The organism is Aliidiomarina shirensis (assembly GCF_003987345.1).
Lineage (GTDB): Bacteria > Pseudomonadota > Gammaproteobacteria > Enterobacterales > Alteromonadaceae > Aliidiomarina > Aliidiomarina shirensis.
On the sequence record NZ_PIPP01000002.1, the window covers coordinates 670,822 to 688,006 of the forward strand.

The following is a 17,185-nucleotide window of genomic DNA, read 5'->3' on the forward strand; positions in this document are numbered from 1 at the left end:
TGTTTGGCCAATTTTTATTCTGTAGGTATTTATGCTCCAGGTATTTTTGAAGAACGTTCGCGTTTCGCATCTTTTCGTCATTGCGTTATTGTGGTTTGGCATTGCAACGAGCGCGAACGCGCAACAGCAATCCTTTAATTTTGATCACCTCGACGAACGCTTCGAGCCTGTAGTAGCTGCGCTCAGCGAGAATGATCATAAAGCTGCCGAAAAAGCACTGAAGCAGCTGCGCCGGAGTATGGGCAATACCGGTGATTATCATTTTCTTGAAGGCATCGTTACCGTACTTTCAATGAACGATGCAAGCGCCATTCGTTTACCTTTTTTAGCGCGCCGCATGCGAAACCAATGGGGCGAGGCGTTAGAGAAAGATCCTGACCACGAACTTGCACATTTAAGCCTCTTACAATTTCACGCCAACGCACCGGGTATTGCCGGTGGTGATAAAGATCAAGTGCAGTTCCACGCCGAACGCCTACACGAACTGAATAGCCCATTTCGTTTTCAAGCCGATATCATCATAGCCGCAGTAGCCGAAGATTTCGCTGCGGAGGAAGCTGCCTGGCTGGCATGGTTTCAGGATCAGCCGGAGAACCTAGATATTCGCGTGAACTACATTTCCCAACGGGTAAATGAAGAAAAATATTCCGAGGCACTCACGCAGATGCATTACGTACTTGATAACGTTAGTGCTGATGACGAAGAGCACCAAGCGCTTGCGGCTCAGGTTTCCTATCAATGGGGTAAACTTGCCGCGGAATCTGGTGAAGAGTTAGAAAATGGTGCTCGCCATTTACAAGCGCTTTTAGCAGAAAACCGAGTGCCAGAAAATATGCCCGTGGGTTGGACGCAATACCGGTTAGCCCAAATCTATCTTCATCAAGGGCTTGTTGAAGAGGCAAATGCAATGAAGGCTGAGGCGCAGGTTAATGCTGAAAACGATGAAAACCTGAAGGAAGCCTTGAGTAAACTGCCAAGCTAACGGCAAGCAAAGTTCTGTATTCTTAAAATAAAAAAGAGAGCTCATGAGCTCTCTTTTTCGTGGTAAACGCGTAGAAAATTAATCTTCTTTTTTCTGTTTACGCTTAATAATAATCACTTGGTTTCCGTCTTCATCAACGGTGCGTGTAACTTCTTCGCCTTCCATGTTTAGAGCTTCACCATCTTCAAACTGCAGCCGAAGCTCATCAGCGCGCAACACAATCATGCGCTCCCGCCCCTCAGCCGCAGCTTCACGCGCCAACTCACGAGCCTGACGAATACGCTCACGATCTTCTGTTGAAAGATCTCGCGCACCACGGCCACGGCTCACATGAATACGGCGCTCTTGATAATTTTCGATAAATCGCTCTTCGCTAATGGTACCCGTACCATCGTCACCAAAACGTTGAAACATTTGCTCGGCGGTGTCTTTTGTACGTTGCACCAATACCTCAGTAAACTCTGCCTGGGTAATGAAGCCATCACCATCTAAATCAAACTGCTGAAATTGCTCGCGCAACGCCTCAGCCCGTATTTCATTGACACGACCGCGCAGCTCTTCGCTGTCTATATCACCATCTACGTTGATATGTTCAACCCACATCATGCGAGTTGGCTTTGGTGGTGTTGGCGGCGCAGATGGGGCAGCCGAAGCTTCACCATGTACTATACGCATACCAACGCCACGTTCATCGCGTTCATCTGCAATGGCTGCGCCCATTGCGATTACAGGCACCAAACAAACCAGGATATTCATTACTTTGTTTAATTTTTTCATCACTCACTCCTTATAAGCCACATTGGCTTCATCACTCGCAATCAGTATGCCCAGCAAAGATGCAGTGAATATGCGTTAAATATGGAGAAAATATGGAGGTTCATAAAAGGTAGCGATAACCTACGCCGTAAACCGCCTGAATAACTTCTTCAGCGCCAGCCGCGTGTAACTTGTGGCGCAGGTTTTTAATATGGCTATCAACCGTTCTATCGCTCACAATCCGATGATCATCGTAAGCAACATCTATTAATTCATCACGGCGATAAACCCGACCTGGGTGCTCCTGCAAAGCCGCAAGTAACCGAAACTCCACCGGTGTTAAATCAAGCAACTGTTCACCCCAAAAGGCTTGGTAATCACTGATATTTAAATGCAAACCTAGTTCCGGAGCTTTTGCGGCTACTTCCGTATACCAGCGGCTGCGTCTAAGCATGGCTTCAACTCGAGCAACCACTTCGCGTGGGCTAAATGGCTTTACAATGTAATCATCAGCGCCAAGGCGCAACCCCACAATACGATCAATTTCATCGTGCCGGGCGGTTAAGAAAATCACAGGTACATGGCTGAATTCTCGCACTTGCCGACACACTTCGAGGCCATCAACGCCCGGCAGCATAACATCCAGCAATACCAACTCCGGCGCTGCTTCGCGGATTTGCGCAAGCGCATCATCACCACGTTCAACAGCTTTCACTTCGTGCCCTGCTTGTTGTAAATAATCAACCAGTAACTGGCGTATCGCCGCTTCATCTTCGACAACCAACAAGTAACTCACGCGCGCCTACTCCTTAGAATCATTGCCTTTACCCATTAAGCTTCCGGTATTTCAGTTCGAGCTAACAGGGGCAACTTAAGTTCAATCTTCAAACCACCGAGCGTGCTCGGCTGTGCATTTACAGTACCGCTGTGCGCCTGAATAATTTGCGCCACAATTGCCAAGCCCAAGCCACTGCCACCCGTTGCGCGTTGTCGGTGCTCATCAATGCGGTAAAAGCGCTCGAATAAATGCGGAATATGTTCTGCACCAACGCCTGGCGCGCTATCTTCAATAGCGATATCTGCGCAGTTCGAAACAGAATCAACTTGCAACTCAACGGTAATTTGGCCGGGAGTTTGGGTATAACGCACACTGTTTTGTAGCAAATTCATCAAGGCGCGTTGCAAGCGGCTAGCGTCTGCACGAATCCATACGGGGCTTGAAAGCCCCAAGTAATCGATATGCAAACCAGCCGCTTCTGCTTGCGTAGCAATTTGCTGTATGGTGCGGGCGAGAAGCTGGCTGAGATCTACGGGCTGCCACTGGTATTGCATCGCTTCAGCTTGGGCCAATGAATGCAAATCTTGCACTAAATGATTCAACTGTTCGGTTTGCTGCAACAATAACTGGCAAAACGCTTTGCTTGGTGTGCGAATACCATCTTCAACGGCTTCCAATTCGCCTTTTAGGATGGTTAGGGGCGTACGAAGCTCATGGGCGATATCAGCCATGAATTGCCGGCGTTGGTTTTCTGTGTTGGCCAAGGTTTCGGCAAGGCTATTGATAGCAACTGAAAGCTCACCGATATCATCGTTTGTTGACATATCGTCAGCGATTGGCTGGCCGTTCTGAAAATACTGATAGTTGCCTGATGCGATTTCTTGCGTGTTTTTCCGTAACAACAACAAACGCTTTCGCAGCTGTGTGGCGAGTAACCAAGCCACCAACGCGGCAACCGCTAGCGCAAAAGCACCAGCCCAGAGCATGGCTTTCTCTTGCTGCTGGCTAAATACCGCATCAATCGGCTGCATTTGGCCTCGCGGCATGGTGGTGCTTAGCGTTGCAATAATTTCACCGTCGCTTAATACCGCCACCGATACCGGATCTTCAATGGCTACACCAAATACGCGATAGCCGGCAAGCGTTTCTAGATTGAGTTCACTGAAACTGAGTTCAGGATCGAGATTCACGCGGCTTGGATTGATTAAAAGATCGCGTTGAATGCTGGCTACTACCATTCGCCATAGTTCGGCCTCATCAATTTCGGCAATTCCGCGGTTAGTAAGTTGCGCTACAACATTGCCATAGTATTCAGAAAATACTGCGGCTACCGGCTGCAAACGTTGTTGTTCTTGCTCTGCGATATAATTTGAAAAGTTATTCAAAAAATAGCTACGAACACCAAGCAATACCACTGCGACCAAGAAAACACCCGTGCCCGCTATCGCAATGAAAAATTGCGTGCGGGTACTAAATCGCTGCAGCCAAGATGAGAACACCGGCGAATTCCTCTTAGAATCTGAATGTTATTTCTTTTCTTGCTCTTCCAATTTGGCTTCTAAAGCTTCAATGCGCTGGCGTAAACGCAGAATCAAGTGTTGCTGCACTTCCATTTCTTCGCGCGTCACCACATCGAGCTTGTTCAACTGACCTTGCACGGCTTGCTTCACTTTTTGCTCAACGTTATCAGCCATACCACGTACGCCTGGTGGAATGCTTTCAGTAATCTGTTTTGCAATCTGTTCAATTTTCTTCGCATCAATCATGTTCATCACCCACTTCGTTTGATTGTTGTTGCTGTTTCGTAACCCACAGCATCGTAGCTACAGCATACCGTAAATTGTGGTTATGGCATATTGCCGAATTCGGGTACAATGCGCGCTTCAGTATTTAGTAATACGGTTCACATCTGGCGGCGGCTTAATCATGCAATTAAATCCACAACAGCAAGGGGCAGTAGAGTATATCAGCGGCCCTACGCTTGTGCTCGCAGGTGCGGGTAGTGGTAAAACCCGCGTTATTACGGAAAAGATTGCATATCTTGTTAATCAAGCCGGTTATAAAGCCAACCATATTGCCGCGGTTACCTTTACCAACAAGGCCGCTCGCGAAATGCGCGAGCGAATCTCACAGCGCTTAGGCCGGAAAAACTGCCGTGGCTTGCGAGTATCAACATTCCATACATTGGGCCTTGATATGATTCGCCGAGAGGCCGCAATGCTTGGTTTCAAGCCCGGTTTCTCGCTGTTTGATGATCAAGATACCTTCGCCCTACTCAGTGCGCTTAGTGAAGATACCATTGATGCTGATAAGGCTATGTTGCAACGCCTGCAGCAGCGAATAGGCCATTGGAAAAACGCCATGTTGCTGCCCGAACACGTGCAGCCTGATAGCAACATGCCCGATGATGCCGTGTTTGCCGAACTCTACACGGCATACCAACGCCATTTAAAAGCCTGCAACGCACTTGATTTTGATGATCTCATTTTACTTCCTACATTATTACTTAAGCAGGTTCCTGAGGTACGTCAACGTTGGCAGCAGCGCATTCGCTACCTATTAGTGGATGAGTATCAAGATACGAATACGAGCCAATACGAGTTGGTGCGGCTCTTGGTTGGTGAACGTGGTCGCTTTACTGTGGTGGGCGATGATGATCAAAGTATTTATTCGTGGCGTGGCGCTCAGCCCGAGAATCTAGCATTGTTACAGCAACACTTTCCTACGCTCAAAGTCATTAAATTAGAACAGAATTATCGGTCGGTTGGCCGAATTTTGAAAAACGCGAATATTCTTATTGCCAACAACCCACACGTATTTGAGAAGAAGCTGTTTTCGGCCATGGAATATGGTGAACCACTGCGGGTTATTTTTGGTAAAAATGAAGAAAATGAAGCCGAACGGGTAGTGGCCGAAATTATTCGCGAGCGCTTTATGGATAGCACGCGTTATGGCGATTACGCGATTTTGTATCGCGGTAATCACCAAGCGCGCATTTTCGAAAAAGCACTCATGAATAACCGAATCCCTTATAAAATCACGGGGGGCCAATCGTTTTTCGCGCGTGCTGAGGTGAAGGATATTCTTGCCTATTTACGCTTAGTGGTGAACCCTAACGATGATAATGCCTTCTTGCGCATCATCAATACTCCGCGCCGCGGAATTGGTCCGAATACCATTGAGCGCATTGGCCAACTCGCACATCAAGAAAACCTTAGCTTATTTGCTACGTGCCAACACCAAGGCTTAAAAACCTTATTGGCTACGCGGGCCTACCATGATGTTCAAGAGTTCACTCAACTCATATTACATACTGCCCGGGAAAGCGATTCTGGCGAACAGCACGCTACTCAGGCCGTAAAAGCTTTGATCCAAGCCATTCATTATGAAGATTGGTTATTTGAAAGTAGCGGTAGCCCTGCCGCCGCAGAAATGCGCATTAAAAACGTAAATGAGCTATTCCGTTGGGTCAGCGATATGCTTATGGGGAGCCCCGAGAACGACCCGATGTCGCTTGATCAGGTTGTTTCACGTTTAGTACTTCGCGATATGCTCTCACGCCAAGATGAAGAAGACGATGCTGACCAAGTGCAGCTAATGACGCTGCATTCTTCGAAAGGCTTGGAGTTTCCCTATGTGTTTTTAGTTGGCATGGAAGAAGGTTTACTGCCTCATCAAACCAGCATTGATAATGATGATATTGAAGAAGAGCGGCGCTTAGCCTACGTAGGGATCACGCGTGCTCAGCGCAAACTTACTTTTACGCTCGCCAAACAACGCCGGCAGTATGGCGAAACAATTCGGCCAGAAGTAAGCCGGTTTCTAATGGAGTTGCCTCAAGATGATATAGATTGGGAAGATCAGCGGAAGCCAGTGAGTAAGGAAGAACAGTTGGAAAAAACTGAATCTAATCTTGCTCGGTTACGCGAGATGTTGCGGAAGTAGCGCTCTGGGCATCATCGTCTTGGTCAGCATCTTGATTGTTTTCCGGCTTGCCATGTTGAGCTCGGGTAGCAAGCGGAATCGTATGCGTGCCTTCAATTGTTCGCGCAGGACTAAGCAGAATACCTTGCCCTTTTGTAACCCCAAGAAGTTCTAGCTCTTTGCGCTGGGAATCCGTTTCAATACCTTCGGCGCTCAGCTCAATACCAAGCTCCTTACATAAGGTTACAATGTGGCGAACCATCGCCTGCGCACGATCTTTCCGATCAACTTGCGCAACAAAATTGCGATCCAATTTAATGATATCGAACGGATAATTGTAAATGAAATGAAGCGGCCCCGTTATTCTGCCGAAGTCATCAAGGGCCAATAAGAAACCTGCTTCTTTCAGTTTACGTAAGCTTGCTAGAATCCTTCTTGAATCTTCTTTTTGTAATGAATCTTCATCGAACTCCAACACTATGTTTTTGTACGGTACTTTTTTACTCGCAACTAGATCAATAAGCGACTGTACATGGCGCGGCCTTAGCAAGTGTTGTACGCACAAGTTCACGTGAATCGGTACTGTAGCATCAGCACCCACCTTCCGCGTTTTCATTAGCCGGCACGCTTCCGATAGTACCCACAGATCAATTTCAATAATGGCACCGGAACGCTCGGCCAAGGCCATAAATTCGCCTGGAAGCACTGTTTGCTTGCCACGCTGCCACCGCACTAACATTTCATAACCTTCAATGGTATCACTGTTAAGCGCAAAGATAGGTTGATACCACAACCGGAAATCTTCTTTTGCTTTAGCATGGCGGAGCGCCGCTTCTTGATTCAGTGCATCAACCAACCCACTCCGAATCGCTTCATCAAATACCACATACCGGCCTCGGCCAAGGTTCTTCGCTTCATACATGGCAGCATCGGCATCGCGTAGCAAGCGATCGGTTGTATCATCGGGGCCCCGGCAGGTTGCAATACCAATACTGGCACCCGAAAAGTGCTCTTGGCCATTCAAACGGAACGGTGCCTTCATCACTTCAATGATGCGGCTTGCTACATCTTTGGTATCGTCTACGGTTTTTACCGGCTCTAGCAATATAACGAATTCATCGCCACCTAAACGAGCAAGGAAATCAGGTTCTCGAATAGCGCCATGAATACGCCGAGCTACTTCGAGTAGGAATTCATCGCCCGCGGAATGCCCTAACGTATCGTTAATATTCTTGAACCGATCGAGATCCACAAACAATAACGCAAAATTATCTTTCGGCTGCCGTTTTTGCCGCGCTAAAGCCTGATTTACCCGATCAGCGAACATAGCACGATTGGGTAATCCTGTAAGATTATCGTGATGAGCATCATGATAAAGTTGGGCTTCAATCTCTTTTCTGCGTTCAATCTCTTCTACTAGCTCTTCGGTACGTTCAGCAATTCGTTTTTCCAAGAAGCTGTTCGCTTTGGCAAGCTGTTCAGATGCCCGCCGGCGATCAATAGCCACAGAAACATGGTGAGCAACAAAGTTTAAGAGTTCTAAATCTTCGCGGGAAAAAGGTTTATCTTTCGCGTAAGTTTGCGTAGCAATTACACCGAATGTGCGGCCATCAAGCATTAACGGCGAACCTAACCATTGATGTGCAAGGATCCCGCGTGCTTCCGATAGCACTACTTCACCTTTAGCAACCAAGGAATCTCGGATTTTACCATCAATATAAGCCGGTTTACGGTTACGAAGAACGTATTCTATTAAGCCTTTTTGCAGGCTACGCTGTCGCGCTTGAAAGCCATTTTCATCGGCATAATATGGGAAATAAACCTGCTGACGATTTTCCGTTAACAGTGCTATATAAAAGTTCTCCGCTTGAATTAAGCGGGAAACTTCAATATGTAACTGACGATAGAAAGTAGACATATCTTCGGCAGTATTGGTTAACTCTGAGATCGAAAACAATACCGCGTTTTGCAACTCTGCTTTTTCACGCTCTTTTATTTCGCTGCGAAGTTCAACGTTGGTCTGTCTTAGTTCCGCGGTCCGCTTTGTTACTTCAGATTCTAAGTACTCGCGGTGTCGGAAGCGTTCTAGCGCGTTTACAACGTGCTGTGAAACGAACATGAGCAACTCAAGATCTTCCGTTTTATACCGCATTTCTTCTACGTAACTTTGCACCACCATTGCACCAATAAACTCATCGTTCGCAATCAGAGGAACACCGAGCCAATCAACAGGTAATGAACCAAGGAAATTAACTTCGCCGGCTTCCACCAATGCTTCAATATCATTCTTAGTACAGAGTATTGGCTCACCCCTGCGTAGCACGTAGCCTGTCATCCCGCGCATCAATGCTTCGGCAGGTACTTCGGCAACCATGCGCGCGTCATCGTACTGATCGATAAAATAAGGGAAGGTAAACGATTTTCGGTCTTCGGTATAAAGGCAAATGTAGAAGTTTTTCGCTGTCATGAGCTGACCGATAATACGGTGCACATCGCGATATATTTGTTCCATGTTTTGCGCAGAGGATGCAGATTCGGAAATACGGAAAAGGGCCTGCTGAATTACTTCAGCTTGCCGATACTTCTGAGTCAAAACTTTCAATCGAGCTACAACGCGTTCTAGTCGACGTATTTGCGTAGCCGGTGTCAGTTCTGAAGTACCTTGGTTCTTTTCGCTCACCCTTGAGCAACCCCCCTGTAAACGAGGAAACTTCCTGCAACACCAGTATTACGCTGCTTTGTTGAATATTGCAACAAACATAGTGTAGGTTTATCTCGCAAGCAAACTCTCATCTGCTCATTAAAAAAGAAAACTGCACCTTTAACTTTGGTGTTCCATTTAGTACCGCATTCATTAATGCGCTCGATTTTGCACTCACTTGTAAATGAGTTACTCCGTGAGTGCTAAAAATCGAAATGTTATTATAATGTCAATAACCCAGTATATTACTACTTTTATTGAATGAAAAGCCAACAACTTCTATTTAACCAAGCACCTTGATTTAAAACAAAAAAGCCGCCTATAAAGGCGGCTTTAGTGGATTCGAGCTCGAATTTAGATATCTTCGATCATATATTCGATAGCAGCTAAAATCTCATCGTCTGAACAATTCATACAGGTACCACGTGGTGGCATCGCATTAAAGCCATTAATTGAATGTTCAAGAAGTGTATCCATACCTTTGGCAATGCGCTCTTCCCAATCGTCAGCATTACCTTTCCGCGGTGCATTCAGCACGCCACTCGTATGGCATGCAGCACACGCTTGGTTATAAACCGCTTCACCAGAACGCTCACCTTCTTGAGCAGCACCATTCGCTTGCGCTACTTCATCGCCTGCTAAACGAACTTTAGCAGTAGGCTTGATGCGCTCTGCAATAGCTTCGCGCGACATATCCACAGACATAGCCATTACGCTACCGGCAACGGCAACACCGGCAAACACGGCTAATACTTGCTTCCACTTAATTTGGCTTAAAAACTTCACGGCTTTCTCCTGTTCGCAACTAATGCGATTAACAACTAGAGCGAAAAATAATTCGAGTGCTGATTACGTGCAGCGATTATAACGAGAAATTGCTTCTCGTGAAACTCCCTTGCGCACTAATTATCCAGGTTAGCCTTTTCAGTGCGCTGATTTTCTTCGCTGTGGTACACTTTCAGCAGATAAAGTGTACCTAAGTGTATACGCAATAAACGTGATTTAGATTAAATAAAGCCATTTTTGATCTGCTAATTTATTACGAATGAGCCTCCTTTGTCAGAACATACCAGCAACCGAAAAATAGCCCTACTCGACCTCGATGCCTTTTTCGCGGCTGTAGAGGTATTGAAAGAACCAAAACTTGCACACCGGCCTTTCGCCGTTGGCGGTGGCGGTGAGCGTGGAGTAGTTGCTACCGCAAATTACCTGGCTCGAAAATTTGGTGTTCGCAGTGCTATGCCCGGACACCAAGCTCGCCGTTTATGCCCTGATTTGGTTTTTGTGAAGCCCGATATGGCCAGTTACAAAGCGATGTCGAAGCAGGTGCAAACCATACTCCTGCGTTATACCGATCGCATTGAGCCCGCTTCGATTGATGAGTTCTATATAGATTTAACCGAGAACAAAAGCTATCAAGGCAGCGCCAGTTTAACGCTTGAGGCTATCCGCGCCGAGCTACGTGAACTCGGCGTTTCCGCCTCCGCGGGTATATCGTGCCAGAAAATGGTGGCGAAAATTGCGTCTGAGGAACACAAGCCAGATGGCCAATTTGTTGTGCCACCGGATCAGATAATTCAATACTTGGCTAACTTGCCCCTGAAGCGTATTCCCGGTGCAGGACCAAAGAGCCAAGAGCGACTCAATGCGGCTGGTTTTCGCTTAGTGCGCGATATTCAAACAGCGGACCCTACGAAACTACAGCGCCTTCTTGGCGAGCATTCGGGTATGCTGTTATTTCAGCGCTGCTTAGGTGTAGATGATAGGCCGGTGCAAACTACCCGGTTGCGCAAGCAAATTAGTGTCGAAGAAACGTTACATAGAGATTTTAAGCAAATCAAAGACGCCGAACGCTTCTTGGAAAATACGCTACTGCCATCATTGCAAAAGCGAGCTGGCGGACATCGCTGGCAAGATCTCCATGCAAAAGGGCAAACATTGAAATTGAAGTTCAATGATTTCAACCAAACGACAGTGAGTAAGGTGAGTAATCGCGTTTCACCCTCTTTATACTATCAACTGCTTACAGAAGCTTGGCCTCGAGCCAAAAGCCGACCAGTGCGGTTAATTGGTATCGGTTTTACTCTTCCCGATCCTGATGAAAATCGTCAACTCGAGCTGGCCTTGGAATAATCGGTTGCCCATTTAAGCTGCAACCATCAGCATTTTCCTCAAAGCCCAGTTCAGCCATTAGTTCATGCGCTTGGTACACATACCGCAGTAACCAAAGAATATAGCGAACGTCGGCATGTATTAGGCGATGCCGCGATTCATCAAAATGCCAATCACTTAAAATCGCATCGGTAGTTGAATCGAATACTAATCCGATCAACTCACCTCGCTTGTTTACGGTAGGGCTACCCGAACTACCGCCGGTGCCATCTGCGGTTGAAAGGAAGTTCAACGTTAACTGTTCTGCACTTTCGGCTAGGCAACCCGCGCCATGCACAGCAACAGCCGCATGCATATTGAATGGTAATTCATAACGATCTTCGGTGCCTGCTATCGCCAGTAGTGTTTTCAATGTGGTTCGTGCCGCTGGCGCCTGGTGCTCAGCCAGCACTTCGTTGTCTAGCGTATCCTGTGCGTTGGCTTCACTTGTAGTAACCCCGGTTTGTTCTGCCGCTACATGCCCCGCACTTAAGCGAAAGGTTCTATTCGCGTTATCAGGTAATCGAGCGCCTTTCGAGCGAGCATGCCGGCGAAAAGCCTCCATGAGTACAGAGCGCCCCTGCTGTTCTAAGCCTCGTAACTCGCGTTCTTGCAAATCCCACTGCAAACGTTGTTCTGCCGACATAACGGCAAACTGAATCCAAGGATCGCTATTGCGCCGAAAATCAGCCAACGAAGTTTTCATTAACGCTTCAACTACAGCAGAATCGCCAAGCGCTGTGTTGGTATATATCACTTGTACGCGCTGTAAGATCGATTCACGGGTTGAACTGCTATCTAAACCAAAAAACGTTTCAATAAACGGAATTCGTTGCGCTTCGGGAAGCTCTTGATACAGCATGAGCAATTCGACTAGTAGTTTAATCTCAACTTCTGGGGCAAACTGACGTACTTGACTAATCAACTGAGAACGAATCGCTGGCACTTGTTGCACTTGGAAGCCTCGCGTTCGATTCGCATCCGCACGCTCAGATTCTTCCGCCAACCGATAGAGCCGCTGCGCAACCAACGGTAATTGCAGTTCTTGGAAAAAATTCCACCACAGCTGGCGCTGTAGGGTGGCTTGGCGAAATTCAAGCGCACTTTCAGTTTGCCTTAACGCGGTGTTAAAACGATCTTTATCCGGTGTTGTTGCTATCCAATCTCGTAATTCCCGCTCCTGGGCTGCGAGCAGATCACTTGCTCCATACTTATCAACAGCCGCGAGCATACCCACTAAGTTTTGTAAGCGGTTGCCCTGCCGCACCAAAGTTGGAATATATCGCAGTGCGATATCCGGGTTATTCTCCATGGCTGTTTGAATAAGCGCTAACCAACGCTCTGAATACTGAATAAGATTTGGATAAAATTCGTTGAAGGCCATATCGGCTTCTTGCTGCAAGCGATAACGCTGAGTAATACCCGGAAAACCGGCAACATAAACAGGTTCGCCATCAGCTGGCGCTGCAGGAGAAAGCGGTAGCCAATGGCTTGGCGTATATACGCTGCCATCAGCATTATAAACACGCAACAGTGCCAAATCTGCACTATGCCGAGGCCACTGCCAGTTATCTTCTAAGCCACCAAAATGGCCCACATTAACCGGTGGAGCCCACACCAGTTTTACTTGCGCAAAATTCTGATCGCGCACCAATAAATAACCTTGGCCATCGTAATGCTCTACCACTCGACAGCTAACATCCCTCTCTGTTTCACACTGCCGTAGAATTTCATTCCGATTTCTAGCAATGAGATTAAACCGCGCGCTGCCGGTTGTTCGATCGCTCACACCTTGCAGTACTTGGCCAGTAACATCGGTTCGTTCAAGTGTTTGTGATACCGTGAAATCTGGTGGCGCCAACAACTCAAGCTCTCTATTAATGGCTAAAAAACCCAACGAAAGGTAGTTGTTTTCTAGGGTTGAGCGGTATTGTAGTAAATCAAGAATACAGTGGTGGTTGGTCAGCACTAAGCCATCGGGTGAAACAAATGTACCGGTACAACCTCCCACCTTTAATACAGCAGAGCCATGCGGCTGAATCGGCCAATCAGGTTGTTGTTCAGGCAGCCATAAACCTTCCGCAGCTTGGGCGCTGCAAAAAAGGCCCATACTCATTACCATGAATACGAACTTTGCTTTTACTCGGAGTTTGCGCGCCTTAAAATTGCAATTGGGTAAATGCCGCCACAACCGCGCTGGCCATCCTTGATACTGCAGTTTGATCAACGTTTTTCTCACTTATCCATAAATGTAAATATCGCTGTTTACGTAGTTCTCTTAAGTTTAGACCTTTTCCACAACGAGGCTGTTGATTTACTCCATAGTTTACCGCAGATTTACATTTTATTTTTAATATTTTAGCGGTAAAGCCTGCCCCTTAACCTTTCTCAGCCTATTTTTCATTTTTCGCTGTAAAAAGAACTCAAATCTAAATAGTTCGATACAAGCCACCTCGGTATGCGATTAAACGTATGCGAAGTAACCACTTTTCTGCTATAATCCGCGGCTTTCAAGAAATACAACCCTCATATTCACCTATTCGCGAAGAATAGCAGGAGCTGTAAATGGCCACTGTGCTTATCTTAATGGGATCAACCTCTGATTGGCCAACTATGCAGGCTGCTGCCCGCATGTTAGAAGATTTTGGGGTAAGTTGGGAAGCGCGTGTTGTTTCCGCGCACCGCACACCTGATTTGCTCGCTACCACCATGGCGGAAGCAGAACAGAACGGAACACGCGTAGTTATCGCCGGCGCTGGCGGTGCTGCTCATCTTCCGGGCATGTTAGCGGCATTCACTTGCCTACCCGTGTTTGGTGTTCCGGTAGCCAGTAAGCAACTAAAAGGCCTAGATAGCCTTTTATCCATTGTGCAAATGCCAAAAGGTGTTGCCGTAGGCACTTTAGCCGTAGGTGAAGCCGGCGCCGCAAATGCTGGTTTACTCGCAGCTCAGGTTATTGGTACTACTGATCCGCAAGTGCAGAACAAAATTCGCGAATTTAGAAGCAAACAACGGGAAACCGTTATCGCTCATAGTAAATTGGATCTTGATTCATGAAACTTCTGATACTCGGTAATGGCCAACTTGGGCAAATGCTTGCGCAAAGCAGTATTCAACTCGGCCACGAATGTTTATTAGTAAATACCCGCACCAACAAAGTAATGCCCGCTGGTGCGCATGTTCCTTTGAGCTTAAGCATTGAAGAAGCCATGCAATGGGCCGACATAGTAAGTTGGGAGCATGAGCAGCTTGACCCTGATCACGTGGCCCTAGCCGCTGCCAAGTTACTCACCGATGCCGATAAGATACGGCCGCTTACGCACCGCCAACTTGAAAAGAAGATGTGCGATGATTTAGGCATTCCTACCGCGCCATGGCAATCGTTCCAAACAGCGGATCAATTCAGCCAAGCACTGCAAACGTGGCAAGAGCCGGTGGTCATAAAAGCTGCCTTTGGTGGCTATGATGGAAAAAGCCAATGGCGCTGGAATCCACAAAGTACTTCCGCGCAAACAGAAGCTGCTGCGCTTGAGCGTTCTGCTGGCCTACAAGCAGGCATTATCGAATCGATGATTCCGTTTAGCAAAGAAATGTCTATTGTGGGTGCGCGTGCTAAAGATGGCCGCATCCTTTGCTATCCTCTAGTTGAGAACGTGCATACGAATGGCATTTTAAGCCACACGTTTGCCGGCTTTGAGCATATTGATGAGCGCTTGCAAGCCACGGCAGAAGAAGCATTTCGCCGTATCACTGAGCACCTTGGCTACGTAGGAACTTTGGCCATTGAATTCTTTGTGGTAGGCGAAGGCGACACAGCGGAATTGTTAGTCAACGAAATAGCACCGCGTGTGCACAACTCTGGCCATTGGTCGCTAAGTGGCTGCAATGCTAGCCAGTTTGATTTGCATATCCGTAGCCTTACCAATATGCCGTTTCCGGAGTTAGCGGTTCAGCCCACCCTGATGTTAAACGCTATCGGCTGTGCACAAATTCCCGCTGAGTTATGGCAGGATAGCCGTGCGCAAGCATTCTGGTATGGCAAAGATTCGCGGCCTGGGCGTAAAGTTGGCCACGTAAACATGCGTATTTCTTCACGGCCAGACGCCGAAGCATTATGCAAACACTGGACACCATCATTACAAGTGCTATCGTAATCGCCTGACCTTTCAGGAGTTTACTATGAGCACTTTTGCTTCTGCTGGCGGCTCTGCCGCCAAGCATCAAGGCCAATATATATTGGCGATCGACCAAGGCACTACCTCAAGCCGCGCCATGATTTATAACACTAAGTTGCGCGCACAAGGCCGCGGCCAAAGTGAGTTCCCTCAGTATTTCCCTGCCAATGGCCAAGTAGAACACGACCCTAGTGATATTTTAGAAACCACGCTACTTGCTTGCCGCAAAGCCATTAAAGATGCCGGAATTCAGGTAACCGATATTGCTGTAATCGGCATTACCAACCAACGGGAAACTACTGTTGTGTGGGATAAGGCCAGCGGCAAACCCATTTATCGCGCCATTGTTTGGCAAGATCGGCGTACCGCAGCGCATTGCCAAACGTTACGGGAACAAGGTTGCGAAGCCTTAGTACAAGAACGAACCGGTTTATTACTCGATCCATATTTCTCTGCCACTAAAATTGCATGGATTCTTGACCATGTAAAAGGCGCGCGGCAAAAAGCAGAAGCAGGTGAACTTGCGTTTGGCACTATTGATAGCTTTTTGCTCTGGCACTTAAGCGGTGGCCAAGTGCATGCAACCGATGCCACTAATGCTTCTCGCACTTTACTCATGAATCTACATACACGCGAATGGGATAGCGAGTTATGCGAGACCTTCGGTGTGCCGAGCGAAATGTTGCCAGAAATTAAAGATAATGCGAGTGCATTTGGCGTAGCGAATCCTGATCTCTTTCGTGAAGGCGCATCGATTCGGTTTTCTCCACAAAACGCAGATAAACACGAAACGGCTGGGATACCTATTGGTGCCATGATTGGTGATCAACAAGGCGCACTCGTAGGCCAAGCATGTATTGAACCAGGCCAGATTAAAAGCACTTACGGCACAGGTTGTTTTGCCTTAGTGAACACGGGTGATAAGCCGGTGAAATCGGAACACCGTTTATTGAGCACCTTGGGTTACCAAATAGATGGCAAGCCCACCTATGCTCTTGAAGGCAGTATTTTTATGGCCGGCGCTATTGTTCAGTGGCTCCGCGATAAACTCGGAATTATTCAAACAGCTGCGGAAACTGAGCAACTAGCGGAAGGTATTGATTGCGAACAAAGCGAGATTCTTATTCCCGCGTTTACGGGCCTTGGCGCGCCGTATTGGGATCCAAACGCACGAGCTGCCATTTTCGGAATGACCCGTGATACCGGTAAAAAACAACTGGCGGCTGCCGCTTTGCGCAGCGTAGCGCTGCAAACGCGCGATTTATTACAAGCCATGGTAGCCGATGGCCAAACTATCGATATGATAAAAGTGGATGGTGGCATGACCGACAATGGTTGGTTTATGCAAGCACTCGCTGATATTACTGGCCATTCCGTAGTACGCGCCGACACTGCCGAAATTAGTGTGCGCGGCGCTGCTTTCTTAGCCGGTTTAGAAGTTGGCCTGTTCAATTCGTTCAATGAGTTGACCAAGCTTTGTGGTAGTAAAGGAACATTCACCCCGGAAAGCTCGAAAGCAGATCGACAGCACCTTCATAAACGTTGGTTAGCGGCTATAGCAAAAGTCAGGTAAGATAACTGCCCCATTTTAAAAATGATGCTTGCCAAGGGCTTTCGGCTGAATAGCCCGAGAACGCAAGTAACGGGCGAATAATGGGAATAAACAATGGTGAAATACTTACAAGTAGTGTTTTGCCCCGGTGTTTCAACAACATGGC

General features: G+C 47.4%; 13 protein-coding genes. 6 read left to right on the plus strand and 7 right to left on the minus strand.

All coding sequences use genetic code 11. The annotated features are described in order from the left end of the window. The first annotated feature begins 31 nt into the window (after positions 1-31). The gene (locus CWE13_RS07175; RefSeq protein ID WP_126807219.1) at positions 32-982 is read left to right on the plus strand and encodes a hypothetical protein; all 951 of its coding nucleotides are present in this window, start codon (positions 32-34) and stop codon (positions 980-982) included. A 78-nt stretch (positions 983-1,060) separates the two neighbouring features. Here CWE13_RS07175 and CWE13_RS07180 read toward each other — a convergent pair whose 3' ends face one another. From CWE13_RS07180 to CWE13_RS07195, 4 genes are all read right to left on the minus strand, one after another. Next, positions 1,061-1,759: an EF-hand domain-containing protein gene (locus CWE13_RS07180; RefSeq protein ID WP_126807221.1), complete on the minus strand. Its 699-nt coding sequence runs from the start codon at positions 1,757-1,759 to the stop codon at positions 1,061-1,063. Between the two features lie 100 nt (positions 1,760-1,859). Next, the gene (locus CWE13_RS07185; RefSeq protein ID WP_126807223.1) at positions 1,860-2,534 is read right to left on the minus strand and encodes a response regulator; all 675 of its coding nucleotides are present in this window, start codon (positions 2,532-2,534) and stop codon (positions 1,860-1,862) included. Positions 2,535-2,569: 35 nt separating this feature from the next. Further along, complete coding sequence (locus CWE13_RS07190; protein ID WP_126807225.1) at positions 2,570-4,015, minus strand: ATP-binding protein; 1,446 nt, start codon at positions 4,013-4,015, stop codon at positions 2,570-2,572. Between the two features lie 27 nt (positions 4,016-4,042). After that, positions 4,043-4,288, minus strand: coding sequence for an accessory factor UbiK family protein (locus CWE13_RS07195; protein ID WP_420837037.1), 246 nt, complete (start codon positions 4,286-4,288; stop codon positions 4,043-4,045). A gap of 154 nt (positions 4,289-4,442) precedes the next feature. On the opposite strand from CWE13_RS07195, the gene rep reads away from it, so the two are divergent. Further along, entirely contained in the window at positions 4,443-6,461 is a 2,019-nt protein-coding gene (gene rep / locus CWE13_RS07200) for a DNA helicase Rep (protein ID WP_126807227.1), read from the plus strand. On the opposite strand, the gene CWE13_RS07205 is transcribed toward rep, so the two are convergent. Beyond that, the gene (locus tag CWE13_RS07205; RefSeq protein WP_126807229.1) at positions 6,424-9,120 is read right to left on the minus strand and encodes a sensor domain-containing phosphodiesterase; all 2,697 of its coding nucleotides are present in this window, start codon (positions 9,118-9,120) and stop codon (positions 6,424-6,426) included. The genes rep and CWE13_RS07205 overlap by 38 nt on opposite strands. A 375-nt stretch (positions 9,121-9,495) precedes the next feature. Continuing rightward, on the minus strand, positions 9,496-9,927 hold the full coding sequence (locus CWE13_RS07210) for a c-type cytochrome (RefSeq protein ID WP_198677907.1): 432 nt from the start codon (positions 9,925-9,927) through the stop codon (positions 9,496-9,498). A 270-nt stretch (positions 9,928-10,197) separates the two neighbouring features. On the opposite strand from CWE13_RS07210, the gene dinB reads away from it, so the two are divergent. After that, positions 10,198-11,274 carry a DNA polymerase IV gene (dinB, locus tag CWE13_RS07215; RefSeq protein ID WP_126807231.1) on the plus strand — a complete coding sequence of 359 codons (1,077 nt, stop codon included), beginning with the start codon at positions 10,198-10,200 and terminating at the stop codon, positions 11,272-11,274. On the opposite strand, the gene CWE13_RS07220 is transcribed toward dinB, so the two are convergent. Continuing rightward, a complete protein-coding gene (locus tag CWE13_RS07220; protein WP_157980945.1) occupies positions 11,222-13,402 on the minus strand; it encodes a S46 family peptidase in 2,181 nt (726 codons plus the stop codon). The genes dinB and CWE13_RS07220 overlap by 53 nt on opposite strands. Positions 13,403-13,857: 455 nt before the next feature. Between CWE13_RS07220 and purE the strand changes: the two genes are divergently transcribed. Genes purE through glpK form a run of 3 tightly spaced genes read left to right on the plus strand, consistent with a single transcriptional unit; the run spans position 13,858 to position 17,040 of the window. Next, positions 13,858-14,349 carry a 5-(carboxyamino)imidazole ribonucleotide mutase gene (gene purE / locus CWE13_RS07225; RefSeq protein WP_126807233.1) on the plus strand — a complete coding sequence of 164 codons (492 nt, stop codon included), beginning with the start codon at positions 13,858-13,860 and terminating at the stop codon, positions 14,347-14,349. Continuing rightward, a complete protein-coding gene (locus CWE13_RS07230; RefSeq protein WP_126807234.1) occupies positions 14,346-15,446 on the plus strand; it encodes an ATP-grasp domain-containing protein in 1,101 nt (366 codons plus the stop codon). Before purE ends, CWE13_RS07230 begins: the two co-directional genes overlap by 4 nt. A 25-nt stretch (positions 15,447-15,471) precedes the next feature. Then, complete coding sequence (glpK, locus tag CWE13_RS07235; protein ID WP_126807235.1) at positions 15,472-17,040, plus strand: glycerol kinase GlpK; 1,569 nt, start codon at positions 15,472-15,474, stop codon at positions 17,038-17,040. Positions 17,041-17,185 lie beyond the last annotated feature (145 nt).